This window comes from Coprococcus sp. AM11-30B (assembly GCF_027674365.1).
Classification (GTDB): Bacteria; Bacillota; Clostridia; order Lachnospirales; family Lachnospiraceae; genus Allocoprococcus; species Allocoprococcus comes.
Window position 1 is genome coordinate 72,218 of record NZ_JAQDVB010000011.1, and the last position, 25,100, is coordinate 97,317.

Annotated in this window: 27 protein-coding genes and 1 pseudogene; 27 read left to right on the plus strand and 1 reads right to left on the minus strand. The window is 38.1% G+C overall.

Annotation, left to right across the window (positions count from 1 at the left end; genetic code table 11):
• Positions 1-26: 26 nt before the first annotated feature.
• From PGU50_RS08950 to PGU50_RS09080, 27 genes and pseudogenes are all read left to right on the plus strand, one after another.
• Complete coding sequence (locus tag PGU50_RS08950) at positions 27-416, plus strand: HEPN domain-containing protein (protein WP_270246737.1); 390 nt, start codon at positions 27-29, stop codon at positions 414-416.
• Position 417: 1 nt separating this feature from the next.
• Positions 418-546 (plus strand): hypothetical protein, encoded by a 129-nt coding sequence (locus PGU50_RS08955; RefSeq protein ID WP_270246739.1) that lies wholly within the window; start codon positions 418-420, stop codon positions 544-546.
• Between the two features lie 192 nt (positions 547-738).
• Positions 739-1,008, plus strand: a pseudogene (locus PGU50_RS08960) (DEAD/DEAH box helicase family protein); the annotation flags it as partial.
• Positions 1,009-1,310: 302 nt separating this feature from the next.
• Positions 1,311-2,273 carry a hypothetical protein gene (locus tag PGU50_RS08965; RefSeq protein WP_006426197.1) on the plus strand — a complete coding sequence of 321 codons (963 nt, stop codon included), beginning with the start codon at positions 1,311-1,313 and terminating at the stop codon, positions 2,271-2,273.
• 74 nt (positions 2,274-2,347) lie between these two features.
• Complete coding sequence (locus tag PGU50_RS08970; protein ID WP_243002862.1) at positions 2,348-3,787, plus strand: DUF5677 domain-containing protein; 1,440 nt, start codon at positions 2,348-2,350, stop codon at positions 3,785-3,787.
• Positions 3,788-3,809: 22 nt separating this feature from the next.
• Entirely contained in the window at positions 3,810-4,880 is a 1,071-nt protein-coding gene (locus PGU50_RS08975; RefSeq protein WP_270246740.1) for a hypothetical protein, read from the plus strand.
• A 176-nt stretch (positions 4,881-5,056) separates the two neighbouring features.
• Positions 5,057-5,884, plus strand: a complete 828-nt coding sequence (locus tag PGU50_RS08980; protein ID WP_270246742.1) for a ParA family protein — start codon at positions 5,057-5,059, stop codon at positions 5,882-5,884.
• Entirely contained in the window at positions 5,862-6,773 is a 912-nt protein-coding gene (locus PGU50_RS08985; protein ID WP_330672481.1) for a ParB/RepB/Spo0J family partition protein, read from the plus strand. The genes PGU50_RS08980 and PGU50_RS08985 overlap by 23 nt, the downstream gene beginning before the upstream one ends.
• A gap of 266 nt (positions 6,774-7,039) precedes the next feature.
• On the plus strand, positions 7,040-10,108 hold the full coding sequence (locus PGU50_RS08990) for a VaFE repeat-containing surface-anchored protein (protein ID WP_270246744.1): 3,069 nt from the start codon (positions 7,040-7,042) through the stop codon (positions 10,106-10,108).
• A 111-nt stretch (positions 10,109-10,219) separates the two neighbouring features.
• Positions 10,220-10,387, plus strand: coding sequence for a hypothetical protein (locus PGU50_RS08995; RefSeq protein WP_330412105.1), 168 nt, complete (start codon positions 10,220-10,222; stop codon positions 10,385-10,387).
• 98 nt (positions 10,388-10,485) lie between these two features.
• Positions 10,486-10,959 carry a JAB domain-containing protein gene (locus PGU50_RS09000; protein ID WP_117559163.1) on the plus strand — a complete coding sequence of 158 codons (474 nt, stop codon included), beginning with the start codon at positions 10,486-10,488 and terminating at the stop codon, positions 10,957-10,959.
• Positions 10,960-11,132: 173 nt separating this feature from the next.
• A complete protein-coding gene (locus PGU50_RS09005; RefSeq protein ID WP_117559161.1) occupies positions 11,133-12,476 on the plus strand; it encodes an AAA family ATPase in 1,344 nt (447 codons plus the stop codon).
• Positions 12,477-12,478: 2 nt separating this feature from the next.
• Positions 12,479-13,144, plus strand: a complete 666-nt coding sequence (locus PGU50_RS09010; protein WP_117559159.1) for an RloB family protein — start codon at positions 12,479-12,481, stop codon at positions 13,142-13,144.
• 45 nt (positions 13,145-13,189) lie between these two features.
• Positions 13,190-14,548 (plus strand): ATP-dependent nuclease, encoded by a 1,359-nt coding sequence (locus PGU50_RS09015; protein WP_270246745.1) that lies wholly within the window; start codon positions 13,190-13,192, stop codon positions 14,546-14,548.
• Complete coding sequence (locus PGU50_RS09020; protein ID WP_270246746.1) at positions 14,545-14,901, plus strand: hypothetical protein; 357 nt, start codon at positions 14,545-14,547, stop codon at positions 14,899-14,901. Before PGU50_RS09015 ends, PGU50_RS09020 begins: the two co-directional genes overlap by 4 nt.
• A 128-nt stretch (positions 14,902-15,029) precedes the next feature.
• Positions 15,030-16,016: a DUF3991 domain-containing protein gene (locus tag PGU50_RS09025; RefSeq protein ID WP_270246747.1), complete on the plus strand. Its 987-nt coding sequence runs from the start codon at positions 15,030-15,032 to the stop codon at positions 16,014-16,016.
• Between the two features lie 15 nt (positions 16,017-16,031).
• Positions 16,032-16,343 carry a hypothetical protein gene (locus PGU50_RS09030; RefSeq protein WP_270246748.1) on the plus strand — a complete coding sequence of 104 codons (312 nt, stop codon included), beginning with the start codon at positions 16,032-16,034 and terminating at the stop codon, positions 16,341-16,343.
• 188 nt (positions 16,344-16,531) lie between these two features.
• Positions 16,532-16,618, plus strand: a complete 87-nt coding sequence (locus PGU50_RS09035; protein WP_101872451.1) for a DUF3789 domain-containing protein — start codon at positions 16,532-16,534, stop codon at positions 16,616-16,618.
• A 120-nt stretch (positions 16,619-16,738) separates the two neighbouring features.
• Positions 16,739-17,725, plus strand: a complete 987-nt coding sequence (locus tag PGU50_RS09040; protein WP_270246749.1) for a DUF5688 family protein — start codon at positions 16,739-16,741, stop codon at positions 17,723-17,725.
• Complete coding sequence (locus tag PGU50_RS09045) at positions 17,722-18,060, plus strand: plasmid mobilization protein (protein ID WP_270246750.1); 339 nt, start codon at positions 17,722-17,724, stop codon at positions 18,058-18,060. The genes PGU50_RS09040 and PGU50_RS09045 overlap by 4 nt, the downstream gene beginning before the upstream one ends.
• Complete coding sequence (locus PGU50_RS09050; protein ID WP_270246751.1) at positions 18,051-19,493, plus strand: relaxase/mobilization nuclease domain-containing protein; 1,443 nt, start codon at positions 18,051-18,053, stop codon at positions 19,491-19,493. Before PGU50_RS09045 ends, PGU50_RS09050 begins: the two co-directional genes overlap by 10 nt.
• Positions 19,468-20,349, plus strand: coding sequence for a DUF3801 domain-containing protein (locus PGU50_RS09055; RefSeq protein ID WP_118445560.1), 882 nt, complete (start codon positions 19,468-19,470; stop codon positions 20,347-20,349). The genes PGU50_RS09050 and PGU50_RS09055 overlap by 26 nt, the downstream gene beginning before the upstream one ends.
• A 5-nt stretch (positions 20,350-20,354) precedes the next feature.
• A complete protein-coding gene (locus PGU50_RS09060) occupies positions 20,355-21,329 on the plus strand; it encodes a hypothetical protein (RefSeq protein WP_270246753.1) in 975 nt (324 codons plus the stop codon).
• A gap of 26 nt (positions 21,330-21,355) precedes the next feature.
• Positions 21,356-21,559 (plus strand): hypothetical protein, encoded by a 204-nt coding sequence (locus PGU50_RS09065; RefSeq protein ID WP_173789905.1) that lies wholly within the window; start codon positions 21,356-21,358, stop codon positions 21,557-21,559.
• Positions 21,546-23,342 (plus strand): VirD4-like conjugal transfer protein, CD1115 family, encoded by a 1,797-nt coding sequence (locus tag PGU50_RS09070; RefSeq protein ID WP_270246754.1) that lies wholly within the window; start codon positions 21,546-21,548, stop codon positions 23,340-23,342. Before PGU50_RS09065 ends, PGU50_RS09070 begins: the two co-directional genes overlap by 14 nt.
• A 32-nt stretch (positions 23,343-23,374) precedes the next feature.
• The gene (locus PGU50_RS09075; RefSeq protein ID WP_115624663.1) at positions 23,375-23,740 is read left to right on the plus strand and encodes a glutamyl-tRNA amidotransferase; all 366 of its coding nucleotides are present in this window, start codon (positions 23,375-23,377) and stop codon (positions 23,738-23,740) included.
• 78 nt (positions 23,741-23,818) lie between these two features.
• Positions 23,819-24,655 carry a hypothetical protein gene (locus tag PGU50_RS09080; RefSeq protein ID WP_005342786.1) on the plus strand — a complete coding sequence of 279 codons (837 nt, stop codon included), beginning with the start codon at positions 23,819-23,821 and terminating at the stop codon, positions 24,653-24,655.
• A gap of 28 nt (positions 24,656-24,683) precedes the next feature.
• Here PGU50_RS09080 and PGU50_RS09085 read toward each other — a convergent pair whose 3' ends face one another.
• Positions 24,684-25,064, minus strand: coding sequence for a hypothetical protein (locus tag PGU50_RS09085; RefSeq protein WP_270246756.1), 381 nt, complete (start codon positions 25,062-25,064; stop codon positions 24,684-24,686).
• Positions 25,065-25,100: the final 36 nt, after the last annotated feature.

The following is a 25,100-nucleotide window of genomic DNA, read 5'->3' on the forward strand; positions in this document are numbered from 1 at the left end:
CAGGAATCGGTACTAGGCGGGATCTGGTGTTATATCGTCGGGAAACAGCCCGAAATGATCTGAAATCAGCAAGAGCATTATTTTTTATTGAAGATTATAAAGGAGCTAATAACAGAGCGTACTATTCCATCTTTCATGCAATTAATGCAGTACATGCAGTCAGCGGTAAAGCATATAAAAGACATAAAGATGCTGTGGCAAACTTTAATAAGGATTATGTGAAGACGTCTGTGTTTCCAAGGGAAATGGGAAGGAAAATCGGTCAGGCAGAAGAGATTCGCCATGCCAACGATTATGATGATTTTTATATTGCAAGTAAAGAAGAATCAGAACAGCAGATTTCAGTTGCAGATGAATTTATAATTCTGTCAGAAAAATATTGTCTGGAACAGCTTGAAGAACAAAAGGAATACTGAAATGAACGAGGATGAAAAGATAACGGTATTCAGAGAACTGGTGAAATCAATTAAAGAAAATTCAAAATATCTATCAGAAGACTTCGATCCAGATACAGAGCTGGAAAAGGGAAAAAAGAAAAATATTTAGAAATAGTTTTTTGAATAAATAATATAGAAAACGTATAAAGTACAGAACAAACATTCGCTTGCTCTGCACTTTTTTTACTCTGAATGATATACTGTAAAAGCAAGAATAATAAAGATAAAAACACTTTTTTTTACGTGTAGTAACAGGCAGTATTTACATATCCACAAATTTCAGAATAACAAGGAGAAACGTATGGATCATTTCAAATTACACTCCGAATACAAACCAACAGGCGATCAGCCCCAGGCAATTGAAAAACTGGTCAAAGGCTTTCAAGAAGGCAATCAATGTGAGACTTTGCTGGGTGTCACAGGCTCCGGTAAGACCTTCACCATGGCAAACGTCATTGCACAGTTAAATAAACCGACATTGATCATAGCGCACAATAAAACACTTGCAGCACAGCTGTACGGTGAGTTTAAGGAATTCTTCCCTGAGAACGCAGTGGAATACTTTGTCTCCTAGCATGAGAAAGTCACAAAACGGGTAGTATTTTGTGGTATGTGGGTGGTTGAACATCCAGATGTTGTGGAAGTGGTAGTGGTGAGAGTATAGGTGAAAAGCGGGTGGATGAAGAGGTTTTGTGACTTTTCATCGCCTGCTTTTTTGATTATAGAATTTGAAAAAATTAGTGTATAGGGGTTGAAGAGATGATATGATAAAATATGAAGATTTGCCAGTTGAATTAAAAAAATTATATTTATATTTGAGATAGAAAATTAAGTGAGAACTGAAATAAATAAGGAAATATAGGTGATGATGTTATGAATGGTATCTTGAAACTTGCAAAAAAATATTCCAAACAATATCATTTGAGTCTTCTTCCGTGTGAAGATTCAAACAATCTTTTGTGCAATCTAAATTTTTTATATGATGAAAAATGGGAAAATCAAAATTCTTATCCATATGAAATATTGACATATCTCTTTGACAGTTATTATGTTTTGCCTCAAAGACCAGATTTAGCAGCTTTGTTTTGTTGGCAAGCCATTAATCATTCATACTATGTGCAACAATTAGGTGATAATAGTATAGGATTTTGCGTGGATACAAAAGGTGTTGAACTTGTTAGGGAGGCTCTTTTGGCTGAATGGAATAACAGGTATAAGGCAATTTTGGAACCGTTTTTGTTGAAATTACCAATGAAGACTTTTCATTATGTCGCATCATATTTGTTAAAAGGATATGCAATGGAAAGTGCGGGGATTGCGGAAAAATATAGAGCATCGTCATATAAGTCTTTGAAAGGGAAAATCCCTGTGTTATCAGATATTTTGATTAATTCTTATGGAAATGTATATAACCAGATTGCAAATCCAGTGGTTGTGGGAAATAAAGTGGATTTAGGAATTGATAATTTGAATAAAGAAAAGAGTCGGGCAATAACACATAGTTTTGCAACGAAATTAAGAAAACTTGTGAAAGGCGATGAAGTAGAAATTACATTTTCTGACATAGCAAGAACAAAAAAGAGATATAGTTTTACAGAAGAGGAAAGACTTTCATTTGTTTTATTTGGTATTCTTTATGCTTCAAGATGTAATAATTTTCACGGGAATGTTGCGGCTCGAATGAATAGCATTAATGCCAATAAAGAGACGTTTGAGATGTATACAGATATTTTTTTGACGGAGTATATTATATTAGCGATACATATGCATAGTCAGGGAATATTATCTGATGCGGCGCTAGATAAAGTTAAGAGAAATGTGGAATTAATGATATAAATAAGACATTGAGAAAAGATAAAATGCAGCGGGAATACATACATGAAAATTTGTAATTGAGAGGAATGATGATAATGGATAAAATTGAATTGTCAAAACATAAAAAACAAGGAGATACATTGTATACACCATTTACCTCCCCAAGCGGTTTGGGGGCAAAATTAAGTCTTTCCAGTTGGGCAAGGTGTTGGTTGCCTGAATTTCTTTGGATTGGTTTAATTATCCGTAAGCAAGGGAGAAAAAAGGGTTTTGAAAATATGTATCATATAATTGAAGAGTTAAAAGACGAAGACATGGTAATTCCACAACTATCAAAGATTTTCGGATTATCCGCGGAACAGCAGAGAAAATATTGGTCAATAGTAACACGATATGTGGAGAAAAATATATTGTTGCCTTTAACAGTGGTGATTACTTCGGATATAAATGAGACTTTTTATGATTCTTTTTATGATTTTTCAATAAATGTTGATGAAAACATTTCGGAACTTTTGAATATTGCAAAGGAGACTAATAGATTTCATGATGAGTTGAGTACCGATATATGTTTTATAGTTGATTGGTTTTACATACAGAATGGGAGATTGTATATTTCAAATGAAATAGATATAGTTCCTACAGCGTTATCAGAATATTATAAATGCAATCATGAAGATGAAGCTATGAGAATATATAGACCTGTTATTAGATCTACATTCCAAGGGTTGTGCAATTTAGATTGTAGTAAGGAGTTTTCTGAGAAAATATGGAAAGTATTGGGGAAGATTTCAGAATGTAATCCTTTGGTAATAGTATGGGATGAGGAGAAGGAAAAAATGGAATTCTACGAGATTGCAAAGCAAACAATTGAATATTTCGCTGCAAATAATGAAGATAAGAAGATGGAAACTAAATATTCCGTAATCATGGGGATGACTTGTTATATTTACAAAATATATCAAGAAATTATAGAAAAACAGATGCAGAATAATATTAGCGGAAGGATTCTATTTAGAACAATGTTGGAGACATATATCAATTTAAAATATATGATGCAACAGGAAGATGAAGTGCCAGATGTTTATGATAGGTTCAAGGCATATGGAAATGGTAAGTATAAATTAGTAATGGCAAAGTTACGTGAGGAGAAATATACTGTATCGGATGATTCGCAGATTGATGAAAGAATAATGGAATTAATGGTGAATGAAGATATGGATGAAGCTTTTGTCAATATAAGTATTGGGTATTTTGATAAAACAAGTGTTAGGGCTAAATTTAAAAAATGTGGCGAAGATGAACTATATGAAATATATTACGAATACGCCACTAATTTTGCACATGGTATTTGGGGCGCAATTAGAGAATCATCCATGCTAATTTGCGACAATCCGGCACATATATATCATTGTGTACCAGATTATCATGCTGAACAGAATTTGCGTAGTGTGTTAAGTGATTGTGAAATGGTTATGAAGAAGACATTTGAAGCTATTGCAGATTATATAGAATTTCCGGAGTTTTATAATATTTAGTTAAATCCAAGGGGTGATATAAATGGTTGAATTGAAAGCTATAAAGCGAATCATGAATAATTATAGGATTTTGCTTGAGAGATATGAAGAAAAACTGGAAAGTTTTACTGTATCAGATTATAAAAGATTAATTGGTGAGGTAAAAATGTTCTGGTATCGAAATAGGAAAAGTATAGAGTACTTTGTCTCTCATATTACGGAAGATGACAAAGTGGCTTTCCTTGCAGGAGCAGTTCGCCTGGATATTGTGAGTAATGGACATTATGAATATATTTTGGTGGGGAGAGTCAGATTGATAAATGAACCACTGTTAAAAATGGCTATTTTATATAATGGTACGGAGGATGAAATTAATTTTGAATACACAAACCAATATGTGAAGGAGTGCATTCGAGATATATTGCTTTTACTTAGAGAATATACAGATGATTTTTATATCTTGCCAATAGAATATATTACAGTTAATAATGGGGAAGCTTATCATTTGGCGTTATCAAAAGCTGCTGAAAATATGATTCTCTCGATGTTTTCAACGGAATATAATGATATGCAGGATTTTTATGCAAAGAATGAAACATATGAAGATATTGAAAATAATTTATTACCACAAATAAAGAATCAGTTGATATTTGATGGGGTGGAAGATATTAAGATGCCATTGAGAGATAGATGTACTAATTATTTAAAATCAAATGGTCATATTATGCCTATGATGAAAAATATGAGTGAGGCACAATTATTTTATTTACTTGTAGTGCAATTTTGCATGCAAACAATTGATATAGTAATGGTTATGGATATCTATCATATGATTCCATTTATTAGAAATGATGTTACTTTTCAGTATTTTACTATACTCTCCCAGTCGAATTTATCAAGCAAATTTACAAAACAAAAATATTTGAATACATATATTCCATATGTTGTTCAGAAAGCTTTCGATTTTTCAGATAAGGAATACGGTTTTGTGAAATTACATATGGGAAATGGAAAGATGACTGATGCGATTATTAATGCGATTGAAGAAGAAAGAATTCCACTTCCGGGAGAAATTGTGAAGTGTGTTGAAAGTTATATGAGTTCTGTTGAATAAAGCCATGTTGTCAAAAATGTATGAAAAAATTAGGAGATGAATGATTAAGTAGAGTAATTATACATAGCCGATTGGTTCACCAAGAATCAGTCGGTTTTTTCATGCCCATTTTTATACATAGCCAGTCTCGTAAAAAGGATTGGCTATTAAATTTTTCGAGGAAGGAGGGAAACCCTATGACCAAGTGTAAAGTAATCGCCCTTGCAAATCAGAAGGGAGGAACAGCGAAGACCACAACTACATTAAATCTGGGAATTGGTCTTGCACATCAGGGGCGAAAAGTATTATTGGTTGATGCTGATCCGCAGGGGGATTTAACAACCGCATTAGGATGGACCGATGCAGATGATCTTCCGGTTACATTGGCAACACAAATGAAGAAGATATTACAAGATGAACCATTTGTGTATAATGAAGGTATTTTGCATCATGAAGAGGGAGTAGATATTATTCCGACTAACATTGAATTATCGGGCATGGAAATTTCACTGGTAAATGCTATGAGCAGAGAGCAGACTTTAAAGCTGTATTTGGCAGATTTGAAAAAGGATTATGATTATATCCTGATTGATTGTATGCCTAGTTTGGGAATGTTGACCATCAATGCGTTAGCTGCCGCAGATAGTGTAATTGTTCCAGTGCAGGCTCATTATCTTCCACTAAAGGGCATGACACAGTTAATGCAAACAATCGGTAAGGTACAGAGACAGCTAAATCCTAATCTGAAGATTGAGGGAGTATTGCTGACACTTGCAGATATGAGAACAAAACTTGCAAGGACAACAGAGACTAGCCTTAGAGAGAATTATGGAAAGCATATTAGGATTTTCAAAACTGTTATTCCAGTGGCTATCACAGCAGCAGAAAGCAGTGCAGCAGGACAGAGCATTTATGAGTATGACAAGAATGGAACTGTCGCAAAGGCGTATGCAGAATTTACGAGGGAGGTGATTCAGTGTGACGAAAAGCAGAGAAATAAACATGAATCTTCCCTCAGCCGATGATCTTTTTACAACGCAAGAAGAAAGAGACCAGAAGAATCAGGAATATGTAAAAAATATTTCTATTTATGAAATTACAGACTTCCCGAATCATCCGTTTAAGGTAAAAATGGACGATAAGATGTTGGAAACAATTGAGAGTGTCCGTGCTCATGGTGTATTAGTGCCTGCACTTGTCAGGGAAAAGCCAACGGGTGGGTATGAAATGATTTCTGGACACCGCAGGAAAATGGCAAGTGAATTGGCAGGAAAAGAGACAATGCCATGTATTGTAAGAAATCTTAGTGATGACCAAGCAGTCATTGTTATGGTTGACAGCAATCTTCAGCGAGAAGAAATCTTACCATCCGAAAAGGCATTTGCATATAAGATGAAGTTAGAGGCTATGAAGAGACAAGCTGGACGTCCAAGAAAAAATTCTGTGCCAGTGGCACAGGAATTTCGAGGAAAGACTTCAAGAGAAATATTAGGTGAGCAAGTTGGAGAAAGCCAAGACCAAATCCGCCGTTATATCCGCCTTACAGAACTTATCCCAGAAATCCTTGAAATGGTCGATGACAAAAAGATTTCTATGCGTCCGGCAGTAGAATTGTCTTATTTGCCGAAAGAGGAACAGGAGATATTGTACGACACCATGGAGTCGGAGGCTTGTACCCCAAGGCATTCACAGGCAATCAAAATCCGCAAATTTTCAGCAGAAGGCAGATTGAATGAAGATGTTTTACTGTCGATTATGTCAGAAGAGAAGCCAAATCAGGTAGAGCAATGGAAAATTCCAAAGAACCGACTGAAGAAATATTTTCCATCGGGGACTTCACAACAAAAAATGGAAGAAACCATTATCAAAGCACTGGAATTATACCGGAAACGGGAAAAAAGCAGGGAACGATAGGTATTTTGACACCAAGGGAGAAGTCTATCTGTTGGTGGTCAATGAGAAATCATCCTTTTTCTGTTTTCCCCTCCCCACACCCTACCCCTTTGGTTTACCAGCAGATTACCAGCCGAAAAGACAATAAGGAGCCGGGAACATTTTCTCTTTCGGCAGGTCAGAGATTCCCATACCCTGCATGACAGCAGGGAGTAAACAGCATAAAGCAACAACAGGCGTTCCAGACGGACGTCTTTTTTTGATTGAAAAGAAAGGAATTGTAGAAAATGAAGAAGATATGGAAACGAGTGTGTACAGGGATTCTTGCCCTGACCACGATTTTAACCGCATTACCGATTTCAACAGTTCAGGCAGCGGAAACACAGTATTGGACGGAATCCTCAGAGAGAGTCGGATATATTGAACATGTGATGAATGATGGAACCATTCATTCTACATTCAATGAAGGTCACATGAAAGTAGAGGGTGAAACCGCCTATTGTGTAGATATTAACACTGGATTCAAGAATGGGTATAAAACCAGACACGATGCAAGTTCCAGCATGAGTGCTGCACAGATTGAAGATGTGGCATTGTCACTGGAATATGTAAAGCAGTATAGGGGCAGTCACAGTAACCTGAATGCGAATCAGGGATATCTGTTGGAACAGTGTGTGGTATGGCAGAGACTCAGTGAACAGTTAGGCTGGCAGTGTGATAATGTACGAGCTGCATATTCTGAGATTTCGCAGGATATTCAGAATGAAGTGTATGCAGGAGCGAGAGCATTTGTACAGGCGAACAAAGGTCGCTATAAATGTGGTGGATATATCTATACTGGCGAAGGACAGGATCTCGGACAGTTTTGGGCAGAACTGAATGTCGGAAATGCGAAGGTAAAAAAGACTACAGCAAATGAAAGTATCACAAAAGCAAATGCAATGTATTCCATTGCCGGAGCAACTTTTGGCATATTCTCAGACCAGAATTGCAGTAAGCAGATTGGAACGCTTACAACAAATGGGAATGGTGAGACAAATGAAGTTGAAGCGACTGCAGGGACTGTTTATATCAAAGAACTTTCTGCACCGAAGGGATATAAGCTGGATACGACAGTACGCAGTCTGAAAGTTGAAGCAGGAAAGACAGCCGTATTAAATGTTTCCGATGTTCCGAAAGTAACAGAGACATTGGTAGATCTGTTCAAGATTGATATGGAGACAGGAAAAGCAACCGCACAGGGTGATGCAGCACTGTCAGGAGCAGAGTTTACCTGGCATTATTATGACGGATTTTATACAAAAGATAACTTACCAGAGAAAGCAACACGTACCTGGGTTACAAAAACGGTGGCAGAAAAGAGCAGTGACGGAAGTATTCATTATGTGACAAAACTGTCAGATGCTTACAAAGTATCGGGAGATGCATTTTACACTCAGAATGAAAAAAGCGTATTACCACTTGGAACACTGACTGTTGAGGAGACAAAAGCACCAGACGGATATTTACTGGACGGAGCTTATATGCAGGCAGGGGACAGCACAGAGCAGATCAAAGGAATGTATCTGACACAGATCACGGAGGACGGAGAACTTGCAGTTCTTTCCGGAAGCAACCAGTATTCCGTATCTGACCAGGTAATCCGAGGTGGTGTGAAGATTCAGAAATGTGATTTAGAGACAAAAGATACCAAAGCACAGGGAAGTGCCACATTAAAAGATGCAGCATTTGCAATTATTTCTCTGAATGAGAATCCGGTTCTGGTAGAAGGAAAACTGTACAAGAAAAATGAGACAGTTAAGACAATTCAGACAGGGATTGACGGAATTGCAACAACGACAGCAGATTTACTTCCATATGGCAAATACAAACTGGAAGAAACCAAAGCGCCGGAAGGTTATCTGACTGACGGAGCAAAAGCAATTGAATTTTCGATTACGGAAAATGGAAAAATTGTGAATTTAACAGACGAAAGCCATTCCATTTACAACCAGATTAAACGTGGAGATCTGGAAGGAGTCAAGATTGGAGCAGGCAAACATAAGAGACTGGCTAATGTACCATTCAAAATTACCAGCAAGACAACCGGTGAGAGCCATATCGTAGTGACAGATAAAAATGGTCAGTTTTCAACCGTTTCCGATTGGGCGTCTCATAAGAAAAATACAAATGTCGGGAAAACAAGTGAGGACGGTATCTGGTTCGGAACTTCTGAGCCGGATGACAGTAAAGGTGCATTACTTTATGACACTTATGAGATTGAGGAGTTAGCTTGTGAATCCAACAAAGGCATGAAATTGATTCCAGCATTTGAAGTTGTTGTCAGCAGAAATAAAGTAACAATCGACCTTGGGACACTGACCGATGAGTATGAAAAAGAGATTACTATTCATACAACAGCAACGGATAAAGAAACGGGCGAAAAAATAATTGTTGCAGGAAAGAAAGTAACGATTGTAGATACGGTTACGCTGGACGGTCTGGAAGAAGGAAGAAAATATCAGTTAAAAGGCTGGCAGATGCTGAAAGAGGAAAATGCAGAACTGCTCATTGATGGAAAGCGTGTGGAGAGTGATTATACCTTTGTTGCTGACAATGAAAAAATGAAAGTAGAAATTTCTTATATGTTTGATGCATCAGAACTTGGCGGACAGAATCTGGTTACATTTGAAGAATTATACGATCTGAAGAATCCGGAAGAACCTGTAAAAGTTGCAGAGCATAAGGACATTGATGATGAAGGTCAGACAGTCCTGATTACCGAGCGAAAGATTTTGATTCATACCACAGCAACTGATCAGAATGGCAAGAAAGAAATCGAAGCCGGAAAAGATCTGACGATTGTGGATACGGTTACTTTAGAAGGACTGGAAATCGGTACGAACTACAAGTTGTCTGGTTGGCAGATGGTTAAGGCAGAAAATGCAAAGCTGCTCATTGATGGCAAAGAAGTTACCAATGATTATGAATTTACAGCGGATAAGGAAAACATGGAAGTGCGGATTGAGTTTACTCTCGACGGCAGCACTCTTGGAGGAAAGCAGCTTGTAACCTTTGAAGAACTGTATGATATGATAAATCCAGAAGAACCGAAAAAGGTAACAGAGCATAAGGACATCAACGATGAAGGTCAGACTGTAACCATCAAAGAAGTACCGGAAACACCAACCCCAGAGACACCAGGTACTACTACAAAGACCAGTAACCCTCCGAAAACAGGAGATACGGCAAATGCAGCTTTATGGATAGCCATTCTGGTATTATCAGCAGCCGGAATCACAGGAGTTCGTATCTGGAATAAAAAGAAACAGGTTAAGAGATTAGGAATTGAAGAAAAGAAAGAAGAGAAGGAGTAAAACAGAGGGCGGCGATAAGCTGCCCTTTGATGCTGAAATGGGAAAGAATCAGAAAGCAATAAAAGTATTACAGCGTTTATTTGATGCCGGATACGGAAAGAGATTGTCAATATGACGATGGATGAGATGCTTGCTTTGCCGGGAGTGAATGTAGCAGATCTGTGCATTATCAGTGAGTTGCAGAAAAGCATTAAGACAAACAAAGTGATAAGCTATTTGTCAGGGAAAACAGAAGCAAGGGAAGAAACGAAAGGAGCAGATTATGGTGGAACAACCTAAATATTTGGAAATGACATTATCACAATTGAAATCATATGTGGAATCTTCAGAGAGTAATGTTCTTCTGGTTGTAGAATTTCCAAAAGGAGATCAGAACAATGGGGAATGAATTGGAAGTTGTAAATATCCGTCTAGTAAAAGAACCATCTCTTTATAGTGAGCAGACATTGGACAGTCCACAGGCTGTTGTAGAATTGATGGCGAAGGAGTTATCTCAATACGACAGAGAAGTATTTTGCATCCTGAATATGAAAAATAATGGACAGGTAATCAATATGAATCTGGTCAGTGTTGGAACGATCAATGCATCTTTGGTAATTCCCAGAGAAGTTTTTAAGAGCAGTATTCTGGCAAATGCTTCTGCAATCATTGGACTTCATAATCATCCCAGTGGCAATGTGAAACCGTCAAAAGAGGATATGATCGTTACGAAAAAGCTGCAGAAGTGCGGACAGCTACTGGGAATAGAATTGCTGGATCATATCATTGTCGGTGGAACTAATGGAAAGATGCTCAGCTTCCGAGAAGAAAAGATGTTGAATGTGACAGGAAGGATGGACTGGGAAAGATAGGGCAAGCGGTGGAGAGTCAGGGAATCTATGATATAAAGATTCCTTGACTTAACAAAAATAAAATGATTTTGAAGAAAAAGTGCAAAATAAGAATAAAAAATTGACTCTATCATACAATAAGACTATAATATAAATATGATTTTGTTAAAAACAAGCAGAATGGAGGTAATAAAATGCTTCTTGAATTTAAAACAAAAAATTATAAATCTTTTGTAGAAGAGGCAAGCTTTTCAATGGTAGCTGCGCCAAAACAAAAGGGATTAGATTATAGTCTTATGAAGACAAAAATAAAAGGAAAAGAGATAAAAGGGTTAAGTTCTTCGGTTATTTATGGACCGAATGCGGCAGGAAAAACTAATATTATTGGTGCGATGGATATATTGCGGGCAATTGTTTTGAGAGGAAATATCAGAAATTCTGAAGAAAAATCATCACCAAACCCAGCTGCAGCAGCATTAGAATTGATTCCAAATAATAATGAAATGGAATCAAAACCGGTATGTTTTGAAATAGAATTTTATGAGGAAGATGGAGAAAATCATAAATTTAAAATACACTATGAATTAGAGGTTGATCTTGGAACCTTTCTTGAGGAGGAACATCAAAGAAAAATCCTTGCAGAAGTGCTGGAGGTCAATGGAGAAAGAGTATTTGAACGTACGCAAGATCTGAAAATAGAGAACTTAAAGGTTATTAAAGATTATTTGTCGGATATAACAGAACAGAACGCAGACAGTGTAAATGAAATTGCGAAAAACAGTTTGAATCAAGAAGAATTATTTTTAACCAATGGTTTTAAGTTGATTTTTTCGCCTAAATTCACAAAGCTGATTGTTGATTGGTTTACGAATAAGTTTATGGTGATTTATCGTGCGGATTCGATGCAACTGATTAAAAGATTTGCAGATCCAAAAAAGAAAGCAATCTATGTTGAAAAAACAACAGATGAAGCTGCAAAATTATTTGGAATTAATTCAAATGCAGTAGGATATGTCGTGAGCGATGACGAGCCTGATGCAAAATTATATTCTGTATTTAAAAATATGAAAAACAAAAAGACTACGGCGGTTGCAGCAGATATTTTTGAGTCATATGGAACGATTCGATTTATCAATATGTTTCCTCTTGTAATTAAAGCGATGCAAACGGGTGGAACATTGGTGGTGGATGAATTTGATGCATCCATTCATCCGATGGCATTGATGAGTATTATCAATGTATTTCACAATGATGATGTAAACATCCATCATGCACAGCTTATATTTAATACTCATAATCCGATATTTTTGAATTCAAACCTTTTTAGGAGAGACGAGATTAAGTTTGTTGAGCGTGATGATGATACACATGACAGCGTATTATATGCATTATCTGATTTTGGCACAACAGGTGATAAGGGTGTTCGTAAGCACGAAGATTATATGAGTAAATATTTCATCAGCCAGTATGGAGCAATAAAGGATATTGATTTTACACCAATCTTTGAAGAAATCTTATGTGATGAAAAAGAGGGATAGGGATGGCAAAGAGAAAACCAACAAATAAATATTATTTCAGTGTTGAGGGAGAAACAGAACAGTGGTACTTAAAATGGCTGCAGGACACGATAAATAATACTGAAAAAACTGCATGCAAGGTGTCCATTGATTGTCCGGTAAGGAAGAATCCATTAAAGCATGCGAAGTCATTGATCGTTACCAGAAAGATTGAAATCTATCATTTTTTTGATTACGAAAGTGATGAACCGCTTCATGTCAGAGGCTTTCAAGAAGCTCTGGACAATATGAAGAAGGCAGAAAAAATAGGAAAACAGATAAAATATAAATCTGGATATAGTAATTTTACTTTTGATTTATGGATCATTCTTCATATGACGAACTGTAATGCGTCATTTTCACATCGAAAACAGTATATTACACCGATTAACCGGGCGTTTGGAGAAAAATTTCAAAATATGGACGAATTCAAAGAAGAGAATAATTTCAAGAGATGTCTTAAGAAAATGGACTTGTCCAATGTAATTGCGGCTGTTGATCGGGCAAGAAAAATTATGCAGAGAAATCAGGACAATGGATATACTTTGTATCAATATAAAGGGTATCAGTATTATAAAGAGAATCCTTCATTGACTGCATGGGAGGCTATTGAGAAGATATTGAAGGATTGTGAATTAATAGGAAAGTAAAAGATACATGCTGTTACTAAAAATAAAAATGCAATGGGAGTATATATGTATAAATTTAGAATAGATAAATTAGAACTAAATACTATAGATGGAGTAATAGATTTTGAACCTAGACGGATCAATGTAGTTATTGGACCCAATAATTCTGGCAAAAGTAGATTTTTGAAAGAATTAAGAGATTGGCTTAGTGGAGATAAAACAGATATTAAAATTATCAATCAAATTGAGTATTCTTATCCAGAAAGCTATCAAGAGGTGGAAGAGTCTTATAATGTCAAAAATAAAATGACAAAAGATATGTATGGAAATTGGATTTTAAGAACATATTTAAATAAATCAAATCAACCTTGGGACGTAAATACTACGTTTGAAAGTTATTTTACGAGAAGTTTAAATTCTGTTGCTCCAGAGTGGGAAGATTTTTTCAAAAATATTGTACGAGAAAAAAATGAGATATCATTTTTTCAGTATTTTGGACCATTATTTTTTCGATATTTAGGAACAGAAGAAAGATTAACAATTTGCAAAATGCAAAAAAACTATGGATTAGATAGTACTAATACAAATTATCTTACATCTTTTAAATTTGAAGATAAAGTGTTGCAGGAATTGTCAGCTAATGTTAAACGAATATTCAAGAAAGATATAATATTAGATACACAAACATTAGGTGATAGATTAGGTTTTCGTGTTGGTGAAGATTTTGGATATTTGCGGGGGACATTTGAGCAAGAAAAAGAGGGAGTTTTACAATTATTTAATGAGAAATTATTAGATGATCAAGGGGATGGATTGAAAAGTTACGTATCTACTTTTTTGTCATTAAAAACAAAAGAAAATGATGTATTGTTAATAGATGAACCGGAAGCTTTTTTACATCCACCATTAGCACGTCAATTGGGGGAACTTATAGGAGAGTTTGATGAAAATAAACAAATATTTGTTTCAACACACAGTGTGGAAATTTTGAAAGGGATACTATCTAAAAATACAGATATAAATGTAATAAGAATTACACAACCGGAATCATTGAAAAATAGTATAGATTTAGTTGATAAGGGAGTGTTACAGACAATTATACAATCTCCTCTTTTAAGAGTCTCGAGAGTATTGGAAGGTTTGTTTTGTGAAAAAGTAATTGTGACGGAAGCAGAGGCAGATGAGTTGGTTTATCAAGAATTAATAGAAAAAGTGTTTCCACAGTCAGGTCTGTATTTTGCACATGGACAAAATAAACAAACTTTAGCGGAAATAGCAGAAATGTATAAAGCTGTAGGTATAAGATATGAGGTTATTACAGATTTTGATATATTAAGAGTAAATGATGAATTTAATAAATTTATAAAAAAATGTCAATTGATGAATCTGAAAGACAACGATATAGAGGATATATTGGCAAATTGAGGGATAAGATTGATGAAGAAATAAATGCTGATGGAATGGATGCTGATGAGAAGAAAAAAGCTTTAAAAGCAAATAGAGATCAGGTATATCATCAAGAAGGAATAAGACATTTAAATGAAGGGGAATTAAAAGAAAATATTGAAGAATTATTAAAAAAAATGGGAGAAAATCATTTACATATATTAAACACAGGAGAATTGGAAACATTGTTGCTGCCTTTCGATATTCCATATACGAATAATAAAAGTCATTGGGTTGTATCTGCAATAAATAAAATTGCTTCATTAAGTAAAAAGGATGTAGAAGAAAATGAAAATATATATAAATTTATAGAAGAAATAGTGTTGTCGTAGGTCACTAAAATTTACAAAAAGGAATTACATAGCCAGTTGGTTCCACCCCAAGGAATCGCCTGGCTATTTTCATGCCCGGATATTATCCCCAATAATATCAATCTAAGGCAAGAAAGGAGATGAAAATTATGCCATATATACCACCATCGGTCGTGCGGGAGGTCAAGCGGATGGATTTGCTTACGTACTTGAAAAATTATGAACCATACGAATTAGTTCACTTTTCTGGCAACACCTACACTACCAGAACACACGATAGTTTGAAAATATCAAATGGGAAATGGATGTGGTGGAGTCAGAGAACCGGTGGCAGATCAGCACTGGATTATCTGATCAAAGTAAGAGGATACAGTTTTTTAGAGGCGGTTGAATTGCTTGCAGAACGGGCAAATATTCAGCCGCCTCTTTTTGTATCTGAGAATGTTCCGATGGAGAAACAGTTACTGTTGCCAAAGAAAAATCAAGATGATCAGAAAGTGATTGCGTATCTTTTAGGACGTGGGATTGATAAGGAAATCATTCAGTTTTGTTTGGAGTCCGGAAGAGTTTATGAAAGTGCATTTCATCATAACGTAGTGTTTGTAGGGATGGATGAGAAAGATAATCCGAAATATGCAGCTCTTAGAGGAATCGGAACCAGCTTTATAGGAGAAGCAAATGGAAACGATAAGAATTATTCTTTTTCCATTTTTGCAGAGAAATCCAATGATACGGTGCATCTGTTTGAGTCAGCCATTGATTTGTTATCCTATGCGACGTTGCAGAAATTAGACGGGAAAGAGTGGAGGAGAGAACATTTATTGTCACTGGCAGGTGTTTATCAGCCAGCAAAAGAAATTGAAAAAAGTAAAGTCCCTGCAACGTTGGTCAGGACATTAAAAATGCATCCAGAGGTGAAGACAATCGTTCTGCATTTGGATAATGACCGTATTGGAAGACTTGCCACAAAAGCAATTTCTACAGTACTTCCGAAGCAATATCAGATAAAAGATGTACCACCAAAACAAGGAAAAGATTACAACGATCTGCTCTGCATCAAGTTAAATCTGGCAATTACAAAGAGAGAAAAAAGCATGAAAAAGAATATGTCTGGTCATGAAAAATATGAGAGATAGAAGGTGAAAAAAGATATGAAAATTGCAAGATATGAGCTGAAGGTTGTGTATAAGAAAGAACTGATTTTGATGAAGGAAGACGATGTAGACAGCGAAGAACTGTTGAAGATTTTTCTGGAAACACAGTTGAAAGAGGAAAAAGAACCGAGTGAATTACTAGGAATTATTGCTGAGAAAGTGTCAGAAGAAAGCTGTACGGAGCAGTGTGAAAGTTGTCAAAAGTATTGTCCGGCAAGTGAAGAATGTATGGCAACTGATGAAAATGTACGATGCACAAAGTGTGAATACTTGTGTGAAACTTGCGGGATTTGTGAACTGAAAGAATAAAAAAAGCAAGTGCTTTTTCGGCAAGTAAATCTTCTGATACCCGGAACAGTGAGACGGGTGCAGATGAATACACAATACCAGCAAGCAACGCCTTTGGATTGCCACACAGGTTTCCTGTCTGGCAGTCTGCGGCAGCTTGTCAGGGGAATCCCTGAAACCCTCAGAAAATGAAAAAGGAGAAAGTAACAATGTTGAAGTTTATTTGTGGAGTATTAGTAGGTGGCATTATAGGAGTAGTGTTGATGTGCCTGTTGCAGATTAACAAGATTCAGTAGACAAAAAGAAAGGAGATACAAGATGCAGGTTGAAGTATCAATGAAAGACAAGAAGAAAGCAGAAAGACGGTATCAGGAATATTTAAAGAAAATGAACAAGAAGAAGGGAGAACAGAAGAAATGATTGCAAGAGAAATGATAGCAGAAAAAGTGTTTGCGGAAAGTGTAGCAAAGGACATCAGGAATTTTCTCCCAGAAAAATATGAGAATGCAGAATTTCAGGTAATGCAGATGAATAAAAATAATGGAGTCCAGATGATAGGAGTACAGGTAAGACTACAGGAAGAAAATGTGTGCCCAGTTGTTTATGTAGGGTCGTTTTTTAATGAAATACGTTTGGGTGAACCTGTTGAGAAAGTGATGAATGAAATTGCAAAATGCATGGAAGAAGCAGGCAATGCCCCATTTGTGGACTGTGGTATCAACCCAATGGATTATGATTCAGTGAAGGAACATCTGGCAGTGATGCTTGTAAACACCCAGGCAAACAAACGAATGTTACAGGAAATGCCTCATGAAAATATCGAAGATCTGTCGGCTATCTGTTATGTGGATTTTCCGGTAAAGTCTAACGATGGAAAAGCGACTATGAAGGTGAAAAATGAACATCTTAAGATGTGGAATGTGGATGCAAAGGAAATGTTCCAGCAGGCCAGAGCAAATATACAGCCTGTAAATACACCGATTCTTCAGTCAATGGACGAGATGTTGTTGAGTATTTTTAATGAAGAAGGACATGCAACAAACCTGTTAGATGAAAATGTTGATTTTGGACTTCGTTCACATGATATGCTGTATGCACTTACGAATGTAGAAAAGCAATATGGAGCATCTATGATCACGCAGCCAGAAGTTTTAAATAAATTGGAAAAGCTTTTTCCAGAAGGATTTTATGTGTTACCGTCATCTGTGCATGAAGTTCTGATTGTTCCGGATAATGGAGAGATGGAACCGAAAATGCTTGGTGAAATGGTACGGGAAGTAAATAAAAATGAAGTGGAACGGCAGGAGGTTCTTTCAGACAGAGTTTACAGCTACGATAAAGAAAAACACCAGATTCGCCAGGAACCAGATTCTATACAGAAAGTAAAGGAGATGGAGCGTTGAGAAAACGTAATGTAGCAATCCTTTTTCGATTGAACAAAAAAGAAGCGGAGGCGTTGGATAAGAAAGTAAAGAAAAGCGGGCTGAACCGGGAATCTTACCTGAGACAGTTGATTTCTGGTGTTGTTCCAAGAGACGCACCGCCGCCAGATTATTATTCTATGATGCGGGAGCTGCATAAGATTGGAAATAACTTAAATCAGATCGCACAGAAAGCTCATGTGTTAAATGTGGTAGATGTGCAGCGTTACGATAAGGAAGTGCGGAAGTTCAATGAAGCAGTCCGTAAGATTACAGAAGCAGTGATACTTCCAGAGAAAAATGAATCATGGCAGTGACATCAATCTGGAGCATCAAGGGGTGGATTGGAAAAGTAATCAATTATGCGGAGAATCCGGATAAGACGAAAGAGAACAATGAAGGGCGAATATCTGAGAATCAATCACGATCCACACAAGGACTTAATGATGTAATTACCTATGCGGTGAATGCAGAAAAGATCAGACGGAGGCAATCTGAATCTATGGAAATGGAACTTGTCGGAGAAGCGGAAGAACTGATGGAACAGTATGTATCTGGAGTTAATTGTGCACCGACAACAGCCAGAGAAGAAATGATTGCAGTCAAAAAGCGTTTTGGAAAGGAGGACGGAATTGTTGCATTTCATGGCTACCAGTCTTTTGCACCGGGAGAATGTAATCCGGCAATGGCACATGAGATTGGGAAGAAGCTGGCAGAAGAATTGTGGGGTGGTCAGTATCAAGTGCTGATTGCAACTCATTTGGATAAGGCAAATCATTTACACAATCATTTTGTGGTGAACTCTGTTTCATTCCTTGACGGGAAAAGATACCACAGGACAAATCAGGATTACCGGGATATGTGGATGGTGTCAGACCGTTTATGTAAAGAATACCAGTTATCGGTTGTGAGGCAGCCAGAACAGGGAAAAGGAAAACATTATGCCGAGTGGCAAGCAGAACAGGATGGGAAGCCGAGTTATCACAGCATGGTAAAGGCAGATGTTGACGAGGCAATCCGAAAGGCGAGGACTGAAAAACAGTTCTTTTTTTATTTGCGGGAAAAAGGATATTCTTTTAAGTTCGGGAAAGACATTACCATTCGTCCGGAAGGGCGGGAGCGTGGTCTGAAGTTAAAGCGGAATTTTGGAGAGAATTATTCACTGGAAGCAATCAGGGTTCGGATTCTGGAAGAAAATGAATTACCTGCCGAGAAGAAATTTCCGGTTCAGAGGCATTACCGGATTCGGGTATCCGGCAACTTCAAGCAGACAAGAAAAATCGGAGGACTTCGGGGATTGTATCTGCATTACTGTTATCTTTTAGGAATCCTACCGAAGAATCGCCCGTCAATATCTGCTAAACAGGTGCATGTATTGTTCCGGGAAGATTTATTAAAACTAAATACCATTTCAAAAGAGACGAAGCTGCTCTGCCATTATCACATAGATACTGCAGAGCAGCTTTTTTCGTTGAAAGAAAGTTTGCAGAAGAAAACGGAGCAGTGTGTGGAGGAGCGGAAGCACCTGCGTTATAAGATCCGGGCAGACAGACCGGAAGAAGAAATAGAGGAAATGAAAGAGCAGATAAAAGTTCTGACAGAGAAAATTGGAACGCTCAGAAAGGAGGCAGCACTTTGCGATGGAATCGCCGCACGTTCCAAGGTAATCGAAGAAAAATTTAAGACGGTGCGGGAAGAAAAAGAGAAGAAGGAGGAACAAAGCCATGAACACATCAGGCGAAGCCGCTGACCAGGTGGTACGAATGTCGTTGGAAGTCGGTGAAGCAGCATTGAAGATCAGTGGTACAGGTGCGAAGCATCTGGCAGTGATGCTGTATACAGTCTTAAAAGAGAAGAAAAAGACAAAAGGCAGAGTAAGACTTGAAACATTGGTTAAATCAGGTAGACCACTGACGGTATTTTCGGTGAAAGAAAGTGATCTGAAACAATTCGTGCAGGAAGCAAAGCGATATGGCGTGTTATATTGTGCAGTCCGAAATCCCAAAGGAAGCAGTGACGGACTGGTAGATGTGATTGTAAAGGAAGAAGATGCACCAAGAATCAACCGTATCGTAGATAGATTCCAGTTTGCATCTGTAACAGAAGCAGCGAAGATTAAGACGGAAATTGAGCGGACACGTGCAGAAAAAGCAAAAGCCGGAAAATCAGAGAAGCAGGAAAAGAAGCCGGAAAAAGTACAGGTTCAGCAGGAAAAACAGGGACAGGCAGAACCGGAGAAAGATTATCCGCAGAAATCCAAGGAGGATCAGCTTATGGACGAGTTGTTTGGAGAGTCGGTGAAGAAAGAGGGTAAGGAGCAAAACCCCTCTTTGGCAAAGACGACCAAATCCCGTCTGTCCGAGCCTACCTCAAAGAAGCAAGAGAAAACCGCAGAGGGTACTTCTAAGCTATTTACCCCGGAAAAACCAGAGAAACTATCGGTCAGAAAGGAACTTCGGGAAATACAGAATGCAAGGAAGAAAGAAGCGGAGCGGCGTGAGAATAGAAATGATCCGGTGAGAAATCAGGGAAATAAAGACCGGAATCAGATTCGCCACCAGCAGCCACAACAGAAACGAAAACCAAGGAAAGGGAAAGAGAGGTAAATTTTATGGATAATAGTTTTGATTCTTTATTAAATGCATCGGCTGTACCACAGGATGAAAAGGTACAGGCATTTATTGCGGAAAGCAGAAATAACAGGAATCGCTGCTATGAGTTGTCAGAGCAGGTAACCGCACAAGTGGCAACGGATGGGAAAATGCTGCAGAAGTATCTGGATGTACAGAGTACCTTTGATCGATATACTACCAATAATGCACTTCTGATTCTGGCACAAAGACCAGATGCACAGAAATTAGGTGACTATGGATACTGGAGAGATCATGGATTTTATTTAAAACGTATGGAACGACAGAATCCAGTTCTGATTTTAGAGCCGGGAAAAACATATAAGCGTGAAGATGGTACAGTTGGAAATTATTATAATGCGAAAAAGCTGTATGATATTTCTCAGACAACAATGTCCGATACAACAATCCAAAAGTCAGAATATGAAGAACATGATTTAATCCGGGCGTTAGTCAGTACCCCTCCGGTAAATATTGTTGCGGCAGAACCAGAACAGATGCCGGATGAAAAAGGAGCATTTTTTAAACCGGAAGAAGGTTGTATTTATGTAAGAAAAGGGATGAGTGCACAGGAAATCTTTCAGAATCTTGTGCCGGAATTGGTATTTGCCGGATATGCGGATGGAAATCCACACTATGATAAAAATGAAGATGCATTTCATGTATCGTGTGCGTCTTATATGTTGTGTAAAAAATATGGAATGGATACCAGTCGATATAATTTTTTACATGCACCAGAGTTTTTTGAAAATATGGAACCACAGGAGGTAAGAGGAGAGCTTTCTAAAGCAAGAGATGCAGCTAATGCAATATCAGGAAGAATGACGAGAGTGTTAGAGCAGGACAAAAATCTGAATCAGCGTCAGCAGGAAAAGAGCGAGGTTGAACAGAAGGAATCTGAAGTTAAAACAGGTGAACAGAAAACTCAAGAGCATGATAGAGGTGAAGCACGCTAGAAAAATCAGGGAAAGGAGAATGCAAAATGAGCAGTGATACGATCACGTTAGAACTGGATAAATATGAGAGCGGTGTGGTGTTCCATTCCCTGAAAGATAAGCGGAATCAGATGCTGAAAGAGGGAAAGGATACGGAGCTTGTCGATAATGTTCTGATGAAAGTGATAGAGAAAATCGAAGTACCGCCGGAGAAGGAAAAGCGAGGACGCAGAAGCCATGAAGAACGATGATGAGCAGAGTGGTCTGATACTGGCAGTAATTGGAATTATCCCGGTTATCTGGTTTGCGTTACTTGTCGCACCTTATCTTTCGTCTGGTCTTATGGGGATTCTGGAAGGAGTCCCGGAAGCAATGAACCACCCGTTTTCGATTCAGTTATGTGGGGACAGTGTAAAAACTGTCCTTATTTTTTTGCTGTCTTACGCCATGGGAATCGGGATTTATATTTCTACCAGGAAACATTACCGACGAGGCGAAGAACATGGCTCTGCCAAATGGGGAAATGTGAAAAAAATCAATCGCAGATACAGGGAGAAGCGATTTACAAAAAATAAGTTGATGACCATGCATGTACGAATCAGCTACAATATGCGGAAACATTTGCGAAATGTATTGACGGTTGTGATTGGCGGTTCCGGTTCAGGAAAGACCAGATTTTTTGCAAAGCCGAATCTGATGCAGGCGAATACCTCTTTTGTGGTTTTAGATCCAAAAGGAGAGAACTTGCGGGACACTGGGTATCTTCTGGAAGAAAAAGGATATGAGGTAAGAGTGCTTGACCTGATCAATATGGAAAAGAGCCATTGCTATAACCCGTTTGTATATCTGAAGGATGATAACGATGTGCAGAGACTGGTGACGAACCTGTTCAAAGCGACTACACCAAAAGGCAGTCAGTCCAACGATCCATTTTGGGATACCGCAGCTTCCATGTTGTTACTGGCACTGATTTTCTATCTGAGATATGAAGCACCAGAGGAGGAGCAGAATTTCCCGATGGTAATGGAAATGCTTCGTGCCGGAGAAGTCAGAGAGGACGATGACCAGTACCAGTCACCGCTTGATGAATTGTTTGAGCGGTTGGAAATGAAGAACCCGGAACATATCGCAGTAAAGTATTACAAAGATTATCACTCTGGTAGTGCCAAGACATTAAAATCCATTCAAATCACATTAGCCGCAAGACTTGAGAAATTCAACTTATCCAGTCTGGCAGCACTGACTGCAACAGATGATTTAGACCTGCCATCACTGGGAGAGCGGAAAGTGGCTTTATTTGCGTTAATCCCGGACAACGACACCAGTTACAACTTTCTGGTGTCAATTTTATATACCCAGTTATTTCAGCAGTTGTTCTATCTGGCAGACCATAAATATGGTGGAAGACTTCCAGTTCATGTGCATTTCCTCATGGACGAATTTGCAAATGTTTCACTGCCTGATGACTTTGATAAGATTCTGTCCGTTATGCGTTCCAGAGAAGTGTCAGTCAGTATTATTTTGCAGAATCTGGCACAGTTAAAGGCATTGTTCGAAAAGCAGTGGGAAAGCATTATTGGAAATTGTGATGAATTTTTATATTTAGGCGGCAATGAGCAGGGAACACATAAATATGTCAGCGAACTTCTTGGCAAGGCAACGATTGACACGAACACCTATGGAAAGTCAACAGGACATTCCGGGAACTATTCCACCAATTATCAGAATACAGGGCGGGAGCTGATGACACCCGATGAAGTTCGCATGTTGGATAACCGATATGCGATTCTTTTTATTCGTGGAGAAAGACCAATTTTAGACGAGAAATTCGATATTTTAAAGCATCCCAATGTGGGACTTACGACTGACGGAAACGGGAAACCATATCTGCATGGTACGGTTGGCCGGGCGGTGGCAAGTATCTCATTGGGAGACAGTTTAGAAGGTGAACTTACAGACGATTCACTGGAATCGGAAGATTACGAATTATTATCCGATGAAGATCTGGAAGAAATCATACAGAAATATCAGTAAATCCAAGAAAAATATATAGGAGGCTATCAAAAATGAAGTTAGATATGCGAAAGAAGCAGGAGAAGAAAGAAACCACAAAAGTAACGAAGAAGCTGCCAATGACAGCAAAAATGAAACGTGCCATGGCAGTGTATATTGCAATGGTACTGTTTATGACAGCAGGAGCAAGTACCGTATTTGCGGCAGACGATCCACTGACCGTTATCAATAATCTGTCCACATTTATTTTTGGATTGATTCGTGCTATCGGAATGATTTTATTAGGATTTGGAATTGTGCAGGTTGGTTTATCACTGAAATCTCATGATCCAAGCCAGAGAGCAAACGGATTTTTAACGTTAGCAGGCGGTGTAATCATTACATTTGCAAAAGAAATCCTGAATCTGATTACAGGTTAAGAAGAAAACAAGAAAATGGGACGGTGCAGGCCCGAAAGGAGCCGCACCGACCCGGCTAAGACAGGAGGTGTTTAGAAAGTGTCAGATAACTGGGTAGTACAGAACTTGCAAAATGCCCTGGATACCTGGAACAGTAAACTTGCGGAAATATGGCAGATACTCACACAGTCACCGGAAACTTTTAAAGGTGGCGGTATCTGGCAGGTGATTGTGCAGATCCATGGAGCATTGCAGGCAATCGGCTATGCTTTGTTAGTGCTTTTCTTTGTAGTCGGAGTGGTCAAGACTTGTGGAAGTTTTACAGAGGTAAAAAGACCGGAACATGCATTAAAAATATTTATCCGTTTTGCGATTGCAAAAGGCGTAGTCACGTATGGACTGGAGCTGATGATGGCATTATTCAATATCATACAAGGAGTGACCAGTACAATTATGCAGACCGCAGGATTTGGAAGTACAGAAGATACCGTTTTACCGGACGAAATCATAGAAGCGGTAGAAGATTGTGGATTTTTTGAAAGTATTCCTCTATGGGCGGTGACGTTGATCGGTGGACTTTTTATTACAGTTCTGAGCTTCATTATGATTATGAGTGTATATGGAAGATTTTTTCGATTATTCCTATATACAGCAATTGCACCGATTCCGTTATCTTCCTTTGCGGGAGAGCCGAGCCAAAATATTGGAAGAAGTTTCTTGAAATCCTATGCAGCAGTGTGTCTGGAGGGAGCAATCGTGGTACTTGCCTGCATTATATTTTCATTGTTTGCATCATCACCGCCAGTAGTCGATCCAAATGCAGCGGCAGTGACTATGGTGTGGAGCTATATTGGAGAATTGATTTTTAATATGTTGGTACTGGTCGGTGCGGTGAAGATGTCAGACAGGGTAGTGAGGGAAATGATGGGATTGTAAAAAGGACGCCCGAAAGCATCCTTAAAATTTATTCTACAATGTTGTTGCTATTGTTATACCGCATATTCCCCTGAGAATCAAAATGGACAGAATCTAAAGAAATCCCTCTTTGTCTGGCACGAGAAATCTGGAAGGACATATCGTCTTTCATAGCTTTGTAGTATTGATGTTCCTGCCACTTGCGTCGTAGAGCAGTAATCCAGCTAAGAACAGAAAAGGCAGTCAGCAGATAGAGGATTGCAAATGCTAGTTTCTCATGGCTTGCTGCCCATGGATTCAGAATCGTGGAAACAGCAAGGAAGTATAACAGCGGTAAGGTCAGATTTAATCTGGCAGCAATCCGAAACAGCAGAGAAATCAGGAATAGAGCAACGGTAACAACAAGTGAAATCATAACAGTGATTGGCATAGGTCAGTCCCCCTTTCATTTACCCAAAGTGTAACA

Bases quoted from the DNA above. Each gene is read 5' to 3' on its own strand.
- PGU50_RS08955 (WP_270246739.1), top strand. From the start codon at position 418: ATGAACGAGGATGAAAAGATAACGGTATTCAGAGAACTGGTGAAATCA.
- PGU50_RS08965 (WP_006426197.1), top strand. From the start codon at position 1,311: ATGAATGGTATCTTGAAACTTGCAAAAAAATATTCCAAACAATATCAT.
- PGU50_RS08970 (WP_243002862.1), top strand. From the start codon at position 2,348: ATGGATAAAATTGAATTGTCAAAACATAAAAAACAAGGAGATACATTG.
- PGU50_RS08975 (WP_270246740.1), top strand. From the start codon at position 3,810: ATGGTTGAATTGAAAGCTATAAAGCGAATCATGAATAATTATAGGATT.
- PGU50_RS08980 (WP_270246742.1), top strand. From the start codon at position 5,057: ATGACCAAGTGTAAAGTAATCGCCCTTGCAAATCAGAAGGGAGGAACA.
- PGU50_RS08985 (WP_330672481.1), top strand. From the start codon at position 5,862: ATGAATCTTCCCTCAGCCGATGATCTTTTTACAACGCAAGAAGAAAGA.
- PGU50_RS08990 (WP_270246744.1), top strand. From the start codon at position 7,040: ATGAAGAAGATATGGAAACGAGTGTGTACAGGGATTCTTGCCCTGACC.
- PGU50_RS08995 (WP_330412105.1), top strand. From the start codon at position 10,220: ATGACGATGGATGAGATGCTTGCTTTGCCGGGAGTGAATGTAGCAGAT.
- PGU50_RS09000 (WP_117559163.1), top strand. From the start codon at position 10,486: ATGGGGAATGAATTGGAAGTTGTAAATATCCGTCTAGTAAAAGAACCA.
- PGU50_RS09005 (WP_117559161.1), top strand. From the start codon at position 11,133: ATGCTTCTTGAATTTAAAACAAAAAATTATAAATCTTTTGTAGAAGAG.
- PGU50_RS09010 (WP_117559159.1), top strand. From the start codon at position 12,479: ATGGCAAAGAGAAAACCAACAAATAAATATTATTTCAGTGTTGAGGGA.
- PGU50_RS09015 (WP_270246745.1), top strand. From the start codon at position 13,190: ATGTATAAATTTAGAATAGATAAATTAGAACTAAATACTATAGATGGA.
- PGU50_RS09025 (WP_270246747.1), top strand. From the start codon at position 15,030: ATGCCATATATACCACCATCGGTCGTGCGGGAGGTCAAGCGGATGGAT.
- PGU50_RS09030 (WP_270246748.1), top strand. From the start codon at position 16,032: ATGAAAATTGCAAGATATGAGCTGAAGGTTGTGTATAAGAAAGAACTG.
- PGU50_RS09035 (WP_101872451.1), top strand. From the start codon at position 16,532: ATGTTGAAGTTTATTTGTGGAGTATTAGTAGGTGGCATTATAGGAGTA.
- PGU50_RS09040 (WP_270246749.1), top strand. From the start codon at position 16,739: ATGATTGCAAGAGAAATGATAGCAGAAAAAGTGTTTGCGGAAAGTGTA.
- PGU50_RS09050 (WP_270246751.1), top strand. From the start codon at position 18,051: ATGGCAGTGACATCAATCTGGAGCATCAAGGGGTGGATTGGAAAAGTA.
- PGU50_RS09055 (WP_118445560.1), top strand. From the start codon at position 19,468: ATGAACACATCAGGCGAAGCCGCTGACCAGGTGGTACGAATGTCGTTG.
- PGU50_RS09060 (WP_270246753.1), top strand. From the start codon at position 20,355: ATGGATAATAGTTTTGATTCTTTATTAAATGCATCGGCTGTACCACAG.
- PGU50_RS09065 (WP_173789905.1), top strand. From the start codon at position 21,356: ATGAGCAGTGATACGATCACGTTAGAACTGGATAAATATGAGAGCGGT.
- PGU50_RS09070 (WP_270246754.1), top strand. From the start codon at position 21,546: ATGAAGAACGATGATGAGCAGAGTGGTCTGATACTGGCAGTAATTGGA.
- PGU50_RS09075 (WP_115624663.1), top strand. From the start codon at position 23,375: ATGAAGTTAGATATGCGAAAGAAGCAGGAGAAGAAAGAAACCACAAAA.
- PGU50_RS09085 (WP_270246756.1), bottom strand. From the start codon at position 25,064: ATGCCAATCACTGTTATGATTTCACTTGTTGTTACCGTTGCTCTATTC.